Raw genomic sequence first — 14,362 nt, forward strand, 5'->3', positions numbered from 1 at the left:
CACTGCCATGCGCATTGTCATTGCCCCGGACAAGTTCAAGGGATCCCTGTCAGCCCCGGACGTCTGCACGCACCTCGAAAAGGGACTGCAGCGAGGAGCTGGCGGGAACCTTGAGGTCCTCCGCATCCCGGTAGCCGACGGTGGTGAGGGCACCCTGGACGCCGCCGTCGGCTCGGGCTTCACGCGCCGCAGCGCCCTGGTGGCGGGACCGACAGGCGAACGTGTCACGGCCGATTTCGCTGTCCGGGGCAATGAGGCAGTCATCGAAATGGCGGCAGCCTCGGGCCTGGCCCTGCTCCCCGCCGGAGCATTGGTTGGGGGACTGCCAGGCCCGACGGTGGCGCGCACCGCCACCAGCCTGGGCACCGGCCAGCTCATCCGCGCCGCCCTCGACGCCGGCAGCAACCGCATCATCCTGGGCGTGGGCGGCAGTGCCAATACCGACGGCGGTGCGGGGCTCCTGCAGGGGCTTGGGGCAAGGTTCCTCGATGCGAGGGGCAACGAACTTCCGGTCGGCGGTGCCGCGTTGGCCCACCTGGACCGGATCGACTTCACCGGGTTCGAACCCCGGCTGAAGGACACACGCTTTGTGCTGGCGTCCGACGTCGACAATCCCCTGGTGGGCGCCCAGGGCGCCGCGGCGATTTTCGCCCCGCAGAAGGGCGCAGCACAACAGGACGTCGACGTGCTCGACGCCGCCCTGGCCAGGTTTGTCGAAGTCCTGGCCAGGGAAATCGGACCTGTTGGCCCGAACAACAGGGCCATCAAAGCGGCGGAAGCCCCGGGCGCCGGAGCGGCGGGAGGCGTTGGCTACGCAGCGATCGCCGTCCTCGCCGCGACCCGCCGGCCGGGGATCGACGTCGTCCTGGAATTCACCAAATTGAGGCAGAGACTGGCGGGCGCTGACCTGGTGATCACCGGCGAAGGCAGCCTGGACGAGCAGAGCCTGCTGGGCAAAACGCCCATGGGTGTAGCCCGGGCTGCCGCCGCCCAGGGTGTCCCGGTGATCGCGGTGTGCGGCCGGACCACCCTTGAGGCTGGCCAGGCCAGCGCCGCCGGATTCGAGGACGTTTACGCTTTGACCGAGCTGGAAAGCAATGTAAACAGGTGCATAGCAGAGGCTGCACAGCTTCTCGAACAGCTGGGCACGCAGATCAGCGGAAGGCTGGCGGCGAACACGCTGGCCCGCACCGCCACCAAGGAGGACCTCCATGTCTGAAGAACGTTACGACCTGGTCATCCGCGGCCAGCGCATCCTCACCACCGCCGGCCTGGCACCCCGTGAAGTGGGTGTCCGTGGCGGAAAAATCGTAGCGCTTGAGCCGCTGGGCAACAGCCTGGCCGGCGCCGAGGTCATCGAACTGGCCAGCGACGAAACCCTGATCCCCGGCCTGGTGGACACCCACGTCCACGTCAACGAGCCCGGCCGCACCGAGTGGGAGGGCTTCGCCTCCGCCACCCGGGCCGCAGCCGCGGGCGGCGTCACCACCATCATCGACATGCCGCTGAACTCCGTTCCGCCCACCACCACGGTGGAAAACCTGAAGCTCAAGCGCGAGGTGGCCGAGGACCAGGCGTTCATCGATGTCGGGTTCTGGGGCGGCGCCATCCCCGGCAACAAGGCTGACCTGCGCCCCCTGCACGACGAGGGCGTCTTCGGCTTCAAGTGCTTCCTGCTCCACTCGGGCGTGGACGATTTCCCGCACCTGGACGCGGACGAGATGGAGGAGGACATGGCCGAGCTGAAGTCCTTCGATTCGCTGATGATTGTCCACGCCGAGGACTCGCACGCGATCGACCGCGCCCCCCACCCCGGCGGCGACCACTACTCCACGTTCCTGGCCTCACGCCCCCGCGGCGCCGAGAACAAGGCCATCGCCGAGGTCATCGAACGGGCCCGCTGGACAGGTGCGCGGGCGCACATCCTGCACCTGTCGTCGTCGGACGCGCTGCCCATGATCGCCTCCGCCAAGCGCGACGGCGTGAAGCTCACCGTGGAAACGTGCCCGCACTACCTCACCCTGATGGCCGAGGAAATCCCGGACGGCGCCACCGCCTACAAGTGTTGCCCGCCCATCCGCGAGGCGTCCAACCGCGAGCTGCTCTGGCAGGGACTGCTGGACGGCACCATCGACTGCATCGTCTCGGACCACTCCCCCTCCACGCTGGACCTGAAGGACCTGGAGAACGGTGACTTCGCCGTGGCCTGGGGCGGCGTCTCGTCGCTGCAGCTGGGCCTGTCCTTGATCTGGAGCGAGGCACGGCACCGCGGCATCCCGCTGGAGCAGGTTGTCTCGTGGATGGGCGAGAAGCCGGCAGCGCTTGCACGGCTCTCGAACAAGGGCCGGCTGGCGCTGGGCTACGACGCCGACTTCGCCATCTTCGCCCCGGACGAGGCCTTCGTGGTGGACGTCTCCAAGCTCAAGCACAAGAACCCCATCACCCCGTACGACGGCAAGGCCCTCTCCGGCGTGGTCCGGAAGACGTTCCTGCGCGGCGCCATGGTGGACGGCCAGACCCCCACGGGCAAGCTGATCCGCCGCGGCGGAGTCTAGGGACGAGCCGTGGCAGTGGAAGCGCACTGTCCGGGGGCGGGGACGCGACCAGGATTTGGTGCACAGAAGGCTGCTGCCCGCGGCCTTGCCGTATGGGTGGTTCCCGAGAAAAGCACCAGCCCCGAACTGCTGGCCCGCGCCGCCAAACTCGTCCTTGCCCGGGCCCTGAAAACTGCTCCGGAGGCGGAAGTCCACTGGCCTGCCGCCGGAGCCCCCACGTCCGGGGCCTCCGCCGCGGCGGAAGGAGCCGCAGACCACTCCTCTGGCACTCCTTCCGCGGCGGAGAACCCCGGCGCACTTGAGCAGGCACCTCACGGTGCACCTGGCCACGTACCTGACAGCGCACCTGATGATGCACTTTGCGAGGACGACGGCGGCACGCGGCTGCCGCCGTCGGCTGGCCCTGTGAGCCGGGTCGCCGTGGACCTGGCGGCCGACCAGGTCCTGTTGGACGGCACGCCTGTGGCGCTGACCGGCGTCGAGTTCAAGGTGCTCCGGTACCTGGTGACCCACCTGTCCCGCCCGGTGGGCAGGGAGGAACTCCAGGAGTTCCTGGATTCGTTTGAAACCCCCGGCGCTTCGGCCCGGTCCATCGATGTTTACGTGGGCCGGATCCGCCGCAAACTCGGCACGGCGCGCCATGCCGTGGTTACCGTCCGCGGCGGCGGATACCGGTTTGTGCCCGGCGCCTGCGCAACTGTCCGGGGTCCGGCGGAATACTGCATATGACGCCGGAGTTGTATGACTAAGCGGGAACCCGCTTCACTTGATGTTTTGCCATTCACTGACAAAGACTTCCAAAGGAACGCCATGAGCCAGACCCTGACCACCAAGCTTCAGCCCGGAACCCAGGCCCCTGATTTCACCCTTCAGGACGCCCAGGGCCGGGAGACTGCCTTGGCCGACTACCGTGGCAAGAACGTCATCGTGTACTTCTACCCCAAGGCCGCTACCCCCGGCTGCACCACCGAGGCCTGCGACTTCCGCGACAGCCTCGCCTCCCTGCAGGGCAAAGGCTACGAGGTCATCGGCATCTCCCCCGACGCCCCCGAGGCGCTGGCAGGCTTCACCGGCGACTTCTCCCTCACCTTCCCGCTGCTCTCCGATGAGGACCACACCGTCGCACTGGCCTACGGCGCCTGGGGCGAGAAGCTGGTGGACGGCGAGATCGTTGAAGGCATCGTCCGCTCCACCGTGGTGGTGGACCCCGCAGGCTACGTCACGCTCGTCCAGTACCAGGTGAAGGCCGATGGCCACGTGGCGGCGCTGAAAGAAGCCCTGGGAATCTAGCTTCCCCCGGACGCTCTCTCACATAACGCACGTTTTCCCCGGACGCTCTCGCACTTATGGACCAGTTCATACGGCGGGAGCGTCCGGCATTTAACGGCCCCATCGCGGTGCAAGTCATCCGGCGGCTGCAACTCATCCTGCTGCTGCTCTGTCCGCCTTCGCCTCTGTGGCCGCCTGCTGATATTCGGCCGACACCCGGCGGTACACCGGCGTCAGGAAAGCCAGCAGCGCGGCGGCCACCATGATGAGCCCTGCAATCAGGAACACCAGGGCAATGCCGCGGGAGGTGCCCTCGCCCAGCAGCGGAGCCAACTGGGCCGCGCCGTCGGCCGAACGTGCGTAGGGAATGATCCAGAACTGGGCGATCGGCGCAATCAGGAAGGACGTGATGGGCGCCGCTGCAGACTCAAAGGCCATGGCGAAGCCGAACACCCGGCCCTGCCGTGCCAGCGGCACCACCTGCTGGATGACCGTCTGTTCGGCGGCCTCCACAACGGGCACCAGCGTCAGGTACAGCCAGATCCCGACAACGTACAGCCATGCCCACTCCCGCAGCGTGAACACCGCGCCGAGGACCCCCATGGCCACCACCGCAATGAGCAGGGTGCGCAGCGGGTTGGCCCCGAGTCCGAACTTGCCAATCAGCGCCCCGCCGATCAGGAACCCGCTGGAGCCGACAGCCAGGAAAATGCCCCACAATTCCACTGGGAACATCTCCAGGCCGTAGGGGTCCATCAGCGCCATGTAGACACCGCCAATGAAGTTGTTGAACGTGGAGAACAGGATCAGGGCGAACAGCCCGGAAATGGCCAGCACAGCGGCGTAGGAGCCGCGAAGGTCGAATCCGCCGTGCGCATCACTGTCCGCCACACGCGTTTCCTCAGGCATGCGAAGGGTGAGCAGGTGCGCGAAGGCGAGCGCCGTGAGTACGAGTGCGGCCACAATGGTCCAACCCATGCCCAGCAGCCCCACCGACAGCCCAGAGAGCACGGAAGTGATGAGGAACATCAACCCCTGCACCATCCCCACCAGCCCGTTAGCGTTGGCCCGCCGGTCCGGCTCGATGAGGATGGTGACGGTAGTGGACAGCGCGATATTCCGCAGGTTCTCCACCACCGCGCCGATCAGGATGACCACGGTGAAGACCCAGAACCACGGCCGGGTCAGGTCCAGCAGCGACGACGCGGGCGTCAGGAGGAACATCACTCCGGACAGCACAAACATCACCAGGGTGAAACCGGCAGCAAAGCGCATCACGGCCAGCTTGCGGTAGCGGTCCACGAAGGTGCCGAAGCTGATGCTGGACAGGGCGATCAGCAGCATGTAAGCGCCGCCCACCACTCCCGTGGCGATCACGTTGCGGGTCTCCAGGTACACCCAGAACGTCAGGGCAAACCACAGGTAGCTGGTGGTGATGTTGGCCAGGGCAGTGTTCACCAGGATCCCGGCGAAGGTCCGGGACCGTTCCGCCGGGGTGCGCAGCGAGGTGTCTACGGCGTCAGGATCGGCAAGGCGCGTTGGTTCGGCCTCCTCAGCCGGTGTGGAAGTGAGGGTGACGTCCTCGCTCAACCCCGTCCCGCCGTCGGGAGCCGCAGCGGCCCTGCCCCGGCCCGGTTCCTGCTCGGTCATGCGTCCCAGTGTAGTGACGGCCAGCGGTAGCTGACAGGGTGGAAACAGGGTGGAACAGGCGACCTCCTGCTTAGCCCCGAACCGGACCCTCCGTTATGAAGCCCGGGCGATTGCGCTGCGGGCACCGGAAACTAAGCTCATAGGGGAGCGTATTCGGCCGGATGGAACCGTGAAAGGACGAGCCATGGCGCACGACTCTGCGGAAGAAGCAATCACGAAGGTGGTCTCAGAGCACCACGCGAAGACCAGCGCGAACCGGCAACACTTCGAGGCCCAAACCTGGCACGAGATTGACCACCGCCTGATGCTGCTGTTGGCCCCTCTCTTCAGGATGGGCGACGACTCAACAATAGAGCTCACCGTAGTGGTTGACGGCACCATCATTTCCGGCTCTGTGGTCTCTGAGAACGCCTGGAAGCAACGGCAAAATGACCAGATCCGCATCGGCAGCCCCGCAATCGCAGACGCCCTCGCCGCCGTGGAGTCGAAAAGCGAGGAACCAAAGCCGGAGGCAGCGGAAAAAGCCGAAGCAAACCTTCCGCAGGGGCCTGACCGGTACATTCATTTCCTTGCCCCGGCGCTGCTTTCGGGCGGAGTCCATGTACGCATGCCAGCTACCAGGGTTGACCTCCGCAAGGTGGCCGCCTGGAGCATCGGACGCATAACCATGGACTGAGAGAACAGGCTAAGGGAACAGGGTCCGGGCCTTCCGGAGTATGACAGGATGGCCGCATGCTGATCGAGGTCCGTCCGGCCACCGGGTTTGAGGACGTCCGGGCGTTGGTGGGACCCAAGCGGCCCGACGCCAATGTTTGCTGGTGCCTGAGCTACCGCATCCCGTCCAAGCAGAACCAGGCGTTGCGCGGCACGGAGCGCGCAGAGCTGGTGAAGCAGTTGGTGGCCGAGGATCCGCCACCGGGGGTTTTGGCGTACGACGGCGGCGAGCCAGTGGGGTGGGCAGCGGTTCACCCCCGTGCGGACACCAGTTTCGCAGGCAACCGGAAGATCCCGCATGTGGACGATCTGGACGTCTGGTCAGTGTGGTGCATCCGGGTGCGGCCCGCGCACAGGGGCAAGGGCATCTCACACCAGCTTTTGAAAGGCGCCGTAGACATGGCCCGGAGCTACGGGGCGCCGGCCATCGAGGGCTACCCGGTGGACAACCACGGACAAAAGGTGGACCTCACCATGGCCTACGTGGGCACCAGGAAGCTCTTCGAGGACGCCGGTTTCACCAAAGCGGCGGACACGGATTCAATACTCAATGGCTTCCCGCGGGTACTGATGCGGCTGGATCTGCGGCGCTAGCCGGCTTTCCAAAACCAGGAGTCAGGGCTTCTTCCACCAACTGCCCGGCCAGCCCTCGTCAATGGCCCACAAGGCCAGGAGCAGGGCATCCACTGTCATAAGCCCCGCGATGAGGTACGCCCACCCGGTATACCAAGCCATTGCAATCTCCTGACTGTATCCCCCAGCCACTCGATTGCTCCCAAGTGTGGCACCTAAACCGCCGCTGCGGAACGCCCCAAATCCACACTCCTGAAAAGTGCCTCGAACCTGTTATGCGCCTCGGTCTCCAGCTTCAGGCGGCGCGTCAGCTTCTCCACCTGGGCGGACATCTCCTCACCCACTGGAAGCCGGTCGCCGGGCCAACTGGATGACTCCCGCGACTCGGCCAGTGCTTGTGCCAGGGCATTGGCCGCGGCACGCACCTTCCGCGAGTGGAAGTAGACACGCAGCAGCGCCCTGCCTTTGTTCAAGGAAGCGCGCAGCAGGTCGTGTGGCCCCGCTGACCGTGCTGCGGCATGCCGCGCGCAGCCCTTCTTCACGCAGGCCGCCGGATCAGCACAGGCCTGCTTCACACCGGCCGGTTCCGCACAGACAGCGGCAGCCGCCGTCGTCTGGTTTGAAATGTTGATCTGTCCCATTGGCTGCGCCTTCCTGCAAGCCGGCCAGCCCCCGGACGGATCGTCCTTGACCCTCGTCCCCGCGAAGCTGGTCCCTACCCATGAGTGTCCCGGGCCTTCCTCAACGTCCGGGCAAGCAGGTCCCAAGATTTACGCAAGATCCGGCAAGGCCGCCCCAAGGCCTGCCGCGACCCGCCGTCGCCCCGGAATCGGCAGGGGTACCTCCATCACATCTGAAAGTTTGCGACACGCCCCTGCCGCGGTTAATACTGACGAAGTACTGGATCCTGTCCGGGACGCCGCAGGGCTAGTCCGGGAATGTCACCGACACCGTAGCTCCGCCGCCAGGGGTATCGCTGATGGAAAGCTCGCCGCCGTGCGCCTGGGCTATCCGGAGGCAGGTGGCCAGGCCCAGCCCTGTCCCTGAACCGTCGCCGGGCCGGTTCAGCCGCATCAGGGGTTCCACGGCCTTCCTGCGCTCGGATGGCAGGATGCCCCTGCCGTTATCGGCAACGTGGATGGTAACCCCGCGGGTGCATCTGGTGGCCGTCACGGTCACCTTGGGGTCCCGCTGCCGATCCCGGTAATTCAGGGAGTTGGCGAGCAGGTTCTGCACCATGGTGCGCAGCTGGGCCCGGTCGGCGTACAGCTCCGCGTCCTCGCACAGGATTCCGCTGCTCAGCCCAAGGTCCAATCCAAGGTCCCGCGCTGCCTCTGCGGTCACCCCCAGCAGGGATACCCGCTCACGGTTCAGCTGTCCGTCCGCCCGGGAATAGTCCAGCACATCCTCCAGGGTGCTCAACATACGCTGCCCGCCGCTGCCGATATGTTCCAGGTACTCCTTGGCCGGGTGGTTAGGCAGAATCCCGGGATCCTCTTCCGCCAACTCCACGTAACCAAGGATGGTGGTGAGGGGAACGCGAAGGTCGCGGCTGACCCGGCCGGCAAACTCAGACAGCATGGCGTTACTGTGTTGGAGTTCCGCGAGGGCCTCGTTGAGCTGCAATGTGCGGTGCTGGAGCTCAAGAAGCTCCACAACCTGGTGCGCAAGCACTTCCAGCAGCTCAATCTGTCCCCGCGTGGGAAGTTCGGCGGCATCGGAAAACACGCTGAGTGTGCCGAGTACCAGGCCGCTGGAAGTCTTGAGCGGCACCGACGCATAAAAGCGGATCTGTGCGATTTCCCCTGTCACAAACGGGTTGGCAGCAAAGCGCGGGTCCTGGGAGGCATCCCGCACCACGGTTGTCCCTGGACTGAGGAAGACGCTCGCGCACATCGAGTCCTCCCGCGGGCAGATGCGCGGATCGATGCCGGCGGCGGCAATCTGCAATTGCTGGTTCGAGGTGATGATGTTGACCACGCTGAAGGGCACCCCGCACAACGAGGCGGCCAGCCGCACCAGGTTGTCCAGAGCGCCCCTTGCCCGGGCGTCCCTTAGCGCCGGCGTCTCACCGGGTGCAGGTATCAGCCCGTATTCCCGCAGCTCAAGCTCACGCGCGGCGTCCTGATCGGTCAGCGTTTGCATAGCCGTCCCGTCCGTATTCATTTTGCGTCCCCCAGTATGCCTGGTCGAGCCTGTGGCCCTCCCGTGATGATACCGGCTTGGCCGGACTGCTGCTGTAGTCTCTTGACACCACCCGCACGCTCCACTTGAATATTACGTATGCTGAAATAACAGTTCCATGATGCGGAAGCCCGAAGGGGAAAGCTCCCGAGGGGCTTTGCCGGCGATCGGGTGCCGGAAGTCCGGCCTCCGCATAGCCGTCACCATGGATGCCAGCATTTGTTACCGAGGAAGCAGCCAGCATGAAGCTTGCCGAATTTAACACTGCGGATCCCGCCCGGGCCGCGGAAACCCTCAAGCCCTGCATCGACGTCCGGCGCTGGGTGGACACCGTGGCCGCCGCCCGGCCCTTCCAGTCCAAGGGTGCGCTCCTGGCCTTTGCCGCAGAAGCCGCCAATCCATTCACGTCCGCCGAGGTTGAGTCCGCCATGGCGCATCACCCGCGGATCGGGGAGCGTCCGACGGCGGCCACCACCGAAGCGTCCATGTCCCGTTCTGAACAGGCGGGCGTCAACCCCGCGGACGCTGACGCTGCTCAGGCTTTGGCGCAGGGCAACAGGGACTACGAGGAAAAGTTCGGCCGGGTGTTCCTAATCCGGGCCGCCGGACGCACCGCCCCCGAAATCCTGCAGGCTTTGAATGACCGGCTTGCCAACTCCCCCGCCGAGGAAGACACCATCGTGGCCCAGCAGCTGCGTGAGATTGCCGTTCTGCGGCTTGAAGGACTGATCACCGAATGAGCGTCTCCCACGTCACCACCCATATCCTCGACACAGGCGCCGGGCGCCCGGCGGCGGGGGTCGCCGTCGTGCTTTACAAAAACGACGGCGGCACCTGGCAGAAACTGGCCGGTTCCACCACGGACGCTGACGGGCGGGCAAAGGACCTCGGTCCGGAGCGGCTGGAGCCGGGGCACTACAAGCTGAACTTCGCCACCGGCAGCTACTACGCCGGACTGCAGACCGCCACGTTTTTCCCGGAGGTTGACCTGGTGTTCGAAGTCACCGGCACCGAGCACTACCACGTCCCGCTCCTGCTCAGCCCGTTCGCGTACTCCACTTACCGCGGCAGCTGACCTTCCCCGTTGCCCTGTCACTTACGGTCCCCAAACCGGGGTTTTGGCAACCGTAAATGATAGGGCAACGGCGGAAATGTAGGCTTGATGCATGCCTCCTGAAGAACCTGCCGCAGAGCGCCGCGAAGTAACCGTCCGGCGCGCCCCCAAGTACGTGCCGTTCCTGATCCTGGGCGCACTGGTGGGCGTGGCGGTAGCCGCCTTGGTGGCTTACGGCCTCCCCGCAACCCCAAGCTTCGACCCCGCCTCGGTGTTCGGATTCTTCCTGGTCCTGTTCGCCGGCGCAGGCGCAATCCTGGGTGCCGCGCTGGCGCTGGTCCTGGACCGCCGGAGCGTCAAACGCCAGCAGCGGGCAGTAGTGGAAGCGGTTCCCGACTCCGAGCCCGATTCGGATAACCAGCAGTAGCGCCGGTCACAAACGGACGGCGGGAAAAGTCATACCGCATATCGTGAGATAATCGACCAGTGGCACGCGGCGATGGAAAACTTTCCCATGATCTTCTCCCTGGCGAAAAAGGCCCGCAGGACGCCTGTGGCGTTTTCGGGGTCTGGGCACCAGGCGAAGAAGTAGCAAAACTTACCTATTACGGGCTGTATGCACTGCAGCACCGCGGTCAGGAGTCGGCTGGCATAGCCACCAGCGACGGCAAGCGGATCAACGTCTATAAGGACATGGGACTCGTCTCCCAGGTCTTCGACGAGACCACCCTGAACACCCTCACCGGGCACCTCGCCGTGGGACACTGCCGCTACTCCACCACCGGTGCCAGCCACTGGGCGAACGCCCAGCCCACCCTCGGCGCCACCAGCACCGGCACCGTAGCCTTGGCGCACAACGGCAACCTCACCAACACCGCTGAGCTCAACGCCATGATCCGGGAACGCCACGGTGGCCAGCTCACCGGTGAAATGAAGCAGGGCAACACCTCTGACACCGCACTGGTCACGGCCCTGCTCGAGGGCGAGCCGGGCAAGACCCTCGAAGAGACGGCCATCGAGCTCCTGCCCAAGATCAAGGGCGGCTTCTGCTTCGTCTTTATGGACGAAGGCACCCTCTACGCCGCGCGGGACACCTACGGCATCCGCCCGCTGGTCCTCGGACGGCTGGAACGCGGCTGGGTTGTCGCCTCCGAACAGTCAGCCCTCGCCACCGTGGGCGCCAGCTTCATCCGCGAAATCGAGCCCGGCGAGTTCATCGCCATCGACGAGCAGGGCGTGCGCTCCCAGCGCTTTGCCGAGCCGACGCCGGCGGGCTGCGTTTTCGAATACGTTTACCTTGCCCGTCCGGACGCCGCCATTGCCGGCCGCTCCGTCTACGAGTCCCGCGTGGAGATGGGTCGCCAACTGGCCCGCGAAAACACGCAGGCGGCGGACATCGTCATCCCCGTTCCCGAATCCGGCACCCCTGCCGCCGTGGGCTACGCAGAAGAGTCCGGCATCCCGTTTGCCCACGGCTTCGTCAAAAACTCGTACGTGGGCCGCACCTTCATCCAGCCCTCACAGACGCTGCGCCAGCTGGGTATCCGGCTCAAGCTCAACGCCCTCGAGTCCGTGATCCGCGGCAAGAGGGTGGTGGTGGTGGATGACTCGATCGTCCGCGGCAACACCCAGCGCGCCATCGTCCGGATGCTCCGCGAAGCCGGTGCCGCCGCGGTCCACGTCAAAATTTCCTCCCCGCCGGTGCAGTGGCCCTGCTTCTACGGCATCGACTTCGCCTCCCGCGCGGAACTCATCGCCAATGGTGCCACCATCGAAGAGATCTCCCAGGCCATCGGCGCCGACTCGCTGGCCTACATCTCCGAGGACGGCATGATCGGTGCTACCCGCCAGCCGCGGGATCGCCTGTGCACCGCCTGCTTCACGGGCAAATACCCCATCGAACTTCCGGACGCGCACAAGCTGGGCAAGAACCTGCTGGAGCGCACGGACCTCGGCGGCCTGAAGCCTGCGCCTTCGGCCCTTCCCGGTGAAACCGCCGCCCTGGCCGTGGACCCCAACGAGGACCCGTCAGAGAAGTCCGGGGCCACCGGTTGCGATCCGGGACCGGACTCCGAATTCGAGAACCTGCTGACCGACGCCGACCTCGTGCCAGAGATTCATCACGCAGTCACCACCCCCGACGCTGACAAGAAAGAGTCCGTATGACTTCCGCTGCCCCCGCCTCCGGCGCCGCCGGGAACACTGCCGGCATCACCTACGCCTCCGCAGGCGTCGATGTTGAAGCCGGCGACCGCGCCGTCGAGCTGATGAAGGGTGCCGTCAAGGCAACCCACAACTCCTCGGTGATCGGCGGGGTAGGCGGCTTCGCCGGCCTCTACGACGTCTCCCGGCTCCTGACCTTCAAGAAGCCGCTGCTGGCCACCTCCACCGACGGCGTGGGCACCAAGGTTGCCATCGCCCAGGCCATGGACATCCACGACACCATCGGGTTCGACCTGGTGGGGATGGTGGTGGACGACATCGTGGTGGTTGGTGCAGAGCCGCTGTACATGACCGACTACATTGCCTGTGGCAAGGTGGTGCCCGAGCGCATCGCCGATATCGTCCGCGGCATCGCCGCCGCTTGCTCCGTGGCCGGCACCGCCTTGGTGGGCGGCGAAACCGCGGAGCACCCCGGCCTGCTGGGCGAGCAAGAGTACGACGTCGCCGGCGCAGCCACGGGCGTGGTTGAAGCTGACCAGCTCCTGGGACCGGACCGTGTCCGTGCAGGAGATGTGGTTATTGGCATGGCCTCCTCCGGCCTGCACTCCAACGGTTACTCCCTGGTCCGCCGCGTGATCAACCATGCCGGCTGGGCCCTGGACCGCCAGGTGTCGGAACTCGGCCGTACCCTGGGCGAGGAACTCCTCGAGCCCACCCGCGTGTACGCCGCAGACTGCCTGGACCTGGCCCGGGCCTTCCCCGTCACGGGAACTTCGGCTGTGCACGGCTTCAGCCACGTCACCGGCGGCGGCCTCGCAGCCAACCTGGCCCGCGTACTCCCCCAGGGCCTTGTGGCCACCGTGGACCGCTCCACCTGGGAACTGCCGGCCATCTTCAAGCTGGTGTCCGAGCTGGGAAGCGTGCCGCTGGCAGACCTCGAGCGCACCCTAAATCTGGGTGTGGGCATGGTCGCCATCGTCTCGGCCGACGCCGCTGACGCCGCGGTTTCACGCCTCAACGACCGGGGCCTGCCATCCTGGGTCATGGGCACCGTCACAGAGGACTCGGATTCCATCCTCAAGTCCGGCCCGGACTACGTGCAGGGCGCGAAGGGCGTGGACGGCGGCGCCGTCCGCCTGGTCAACGCCTACGCCTAGCTACTCCATCGAGTGCTCTATAACTGCCCTTTTCAAGCTCCATAAGGGCGGTTACGGAGCACTCGATCGCTTGGCAGTCCACTTGCTCATGGAAGGCCGCAAGAACCGGCAATATAAATTAGGGCACTTGCCTCCCTTGACTACTAAGCATACTTAGCTTTAGGCTTGTAAATGGAAGCGCACTACAGATGTTCAACCCGGAGCCTTCCCAAGGCCTAATGCCCAGCCCGACTAAACCGGCGCTTGGGCGCCGAGCCGGTTGAACCGCCTTCCCCGCCGAACCGGCGGAAGCCAGAAGAAGCAACCACAGAGACGCCCGGTCCCCTGCGCCATGCATCAGCACGGCTTTCAGGCAGCCCAAGAGCTAATTGCGGACTGCCGGATAGGGGCACCAGGGCAGATATCAAGGGAGCGAAACTATGTCAGTTCTGAAGAAAGCCACCGCCGCAGCCGCTGGAAGCCTGTTCCTGATGGGCGCCGTTGCCGGACCTTCGCAGGCGGCAAACAACAACACTTTGAATGATGGCCTCGTTAGTGTCACCGTCGGCGACATCACCGTCGAGGATGCCGTTGACGTCAATGTGGCCGCCAGTGTCGCAGCAACCCTCTGCGATGTCGCGGACATCGGCTCGATCGCGGTTCTCGGCGAAGCAGTGGATGCCACCGGCACCGCGGTAACCGTCTGCGATACCGCAACCGGTCCAGTCCGCATAATTAATAACTAGCAGAGCAGCGGACTCGATGAGGAACAAGCGACCACGCGTTTAGTCGCCCCCCTTCCGAGTTCCGCGTGAAGAGCCCTGGCCGCCGGCCGGGGCTCTTTCGCGTACACGGACCACACAAAGATCCTGGAACTCCCGCTCTCAGGTGCGGGCTCCTCGGACTCGGCCCGCAACAGCCGTCAGGGTGGGGACTCATCCTGGCGGAGGGCATCGGCTATGTGGAACGCGCACCGTGGGCGGCCCTGGCACCGGCGTCGGCACTGGTCCTGGCGTCGGTCCTGGCCGTGGGACTCGCCGACGCTGGAACGACTACCGGGGGCG

The 14,362-nt window shown here is 65.6% G+C and carries 15 protein-coding genes; 12 read left to right on the top strand and 3 right to left on the bottom strand.

The annotated features are described in order from the left end of the window. Window positions 1-7 precede the first annotated feature (7 nt). The 4 genes from FBY31_RS11335 (at window position 8) to bcp (ending at window position 3,845) form a co-directional block, all read left to right on the top strand. Window positions 8-1,219: a glycerate kinase gene (locus FBY31_RS11335; protein WP_142040739.1), complete on the top strand. Its 1,212-nt coding sequence runs from the start codon at window positions 8-10 to the stop codon at window positions 1,217-1,219. Beyond that, window positions 1,212-2,555, top strand: a complete 1,344-nt coding sequence (gene allB / locus FBY31_RS11340; protein WP_142040742.1) for an allantoinase AllB — start codon at window positions 1,212-1,214, stop codon at window positions 2,553-2,555. Before FBY31_RS11335 ends, allB begins: the two co-directional genes overlap by 8 nt. Window positions 2,556-2,564: 9 nt before the next feature. After that, complete coding sequence (locus tag FBY31_RS11345) at window positions 2,565-3,284, top strand: winged helix-turn-helix domain-containing protein (protein ID WP_142040744.1); 720 nt, start codon at window positions 2,565-2,567, stop codon at window positions 3,282-3,284. Between the two features lie 81 nt (window positions 3,285-3,365). Further along, entirely contained in the window at window positions 3,366-3,845 is a 480-nt protein-coding gene (bcp, locus tag FBY31_RS11350; protein WP_142040747.1) for a thioredoxin-dependent thiol peroxidase, read from the top strand. 132 nt (window positions 3,846-3,977) lie between these two features. Here bcp and FBY31_RS11355 read toward each other — a convergent pair whose 3' ends face one another. Beyond that, window positions 3,978-5,474: an MFS transporter gene (locus tag FBY31_RS11355; protein WP_142040750.1), complete on the bottom strand. Its 1,497-nt coding sequence runs from the start codon at window positions 5,472-5,474 to the stop codon at window positions 3,978-3,980. 184 nt (window positions 5,475-5,658) lie between these two features. On the opposite strand from FBY31_RS11355, the gene FBY31_RS11360 reads away from it, so the two are divergent. Both FBY31_RS11360 and FBY31_RS11365 read left to right on the top strand, forming a co-directional pair. Continuing rightward, entirely contained in the window at window positions 5,659-6,150 is a 492-nt protein-coding gene (locus tag FBY31_RS11360; protein ID WP_142040753.1) for a hypothetical protein, read from the top strand. A gap of 56 nt (window positions 6,151-6,206) precedes the next feature. Beyond that, window positions 6,207-6,782 (top strand): GNAT family N-acetyltransferase, encoded by a 576-nt coding sequence (locus FBY31_RS11365; RefSeq protein ID WP_142040756.1) that lies wholly within the window; start codon window positions 6,207-6,209, stop codon window positions 6,780-6,782. 194 nt (window positions 6,783-6,976) lie between these two features. Here the strand turns inward: FBY31_RS11365 and FBY31_RS23340 are convergent, their stop codons facing one another. After that, window positions 6,977-7,402 (bottom strand): hypothetical protein, encoded by a 426-nt coding sequence (locus FBY31_RS23340; protein ID WP_235013025.1) that lies wholly within the window; start codon window positions 7,400-7,402, stop codon window positions 6,977-6,979. Between the two features lie 286 nt (window positions 7,403-7,688). Next, window positions 7,689-8,906 carry a sensor histidine kinase gene (locus tag FBY31_RS11375; RefSeq protein ID WP_142040759.1) on the bottom strand — a complete coding sequence of 406 codons (1,218 nt, stop codon included), beginning with the start codon at window positions 8,904-8,906 and terminating at the stop codon, window positions 7,689-7,691. A 281-nt stretch (window positions 8,907-9,187) separates the two neighbouring features. On the opposite strand from FBY31_RS11375, the gene uraD reads away from it, so the two are divergent. From uraD to FBY31_RS11405, 6 genes are all read left to right on the top strand, one after another. Next, complete coding sequence (gene uraD, locus FBY31_RS11380; RefSeq protein ID WP_142040761.1) at window positions 9,188-9,685, top strand: 2-oxo-4-hydroxy-4-carboxy-5-ureidoimidazoline decarboxylase; 498 nt, start codon at window positions 9,188-9,190, stop codon at window positions 9,683-9,685. Next, on the top strand, window positions 9,682-10,020 hold the full coding sequence (gene uraH / locus FBY31_RS11385; protein ID WP_142040764.1) for a hydroxyisourate hydrolase: 339 nt from the start codon (window positions 9,682-9,684) through the stop codon (window positions 10,018-10,020). Before uraD ends, uraH begins: the two co-directional genes overlap by 4 nt. A gap of 91 nt (window positions 10,021-10,111) precedes the next feature. Next, entirely contained in the window at window positions 10,112-10,426 is a 315-nt protein-coding gene (locus FBY31_RS11390) for a hypothetical protein (protein ID WP_142040766.1), read from the top strand. Window positions 10,427-10,485: 59 nt separating this feature from the next. Next, entirely contained in the window at window positions 10,486-12,165 is a 1,680-nt protein-coding gene (purF, locus tag FBY31_RS11395) for an amidophosphoribosyltransferase (protein ID WP_142040769.1), read from the top strand. After that, complete coding sequence (purM, locus tag FBY31_RS11400; protein WP_142040773.1) at window positions 12,162-13,319, top strand: phosphoribosylformylglycinamidine cyclo-ligase; 1,158 nt, start codon at window positions 12,162-12,164, stop codon at window positions 13,317-13,319. The genes purF and purM overlap by 4 nt, the downstream gene beginning before the upstream one ends. A 419-nt stretch (window positions 13,320-13,738) precedes the next feature. Further along, window positions 13,739-14,044 (top strand): hypothetical protein, encoded by a 306-nt coding sequence (locus FBY31_RS11405; RefSeq protein ID WP_142040776.1) that lies wholly within the window; start codon window positions 13,739-13,741, stop codon window positions 14,042-14,044. The last annotated feature ends 318 nt before the right edge of the window (window positions 14,045-14,362 follow it).

The organism is Arthrobacter sp. SLBN-100 (assembly GCF_006715305.1).
In the GTDB taxonomy this organism is placed as follows: Bacteria; Actinomycetota; Actinomycetes; order Actinomycetales; family Micrococcaceae; genus Arthrobacter.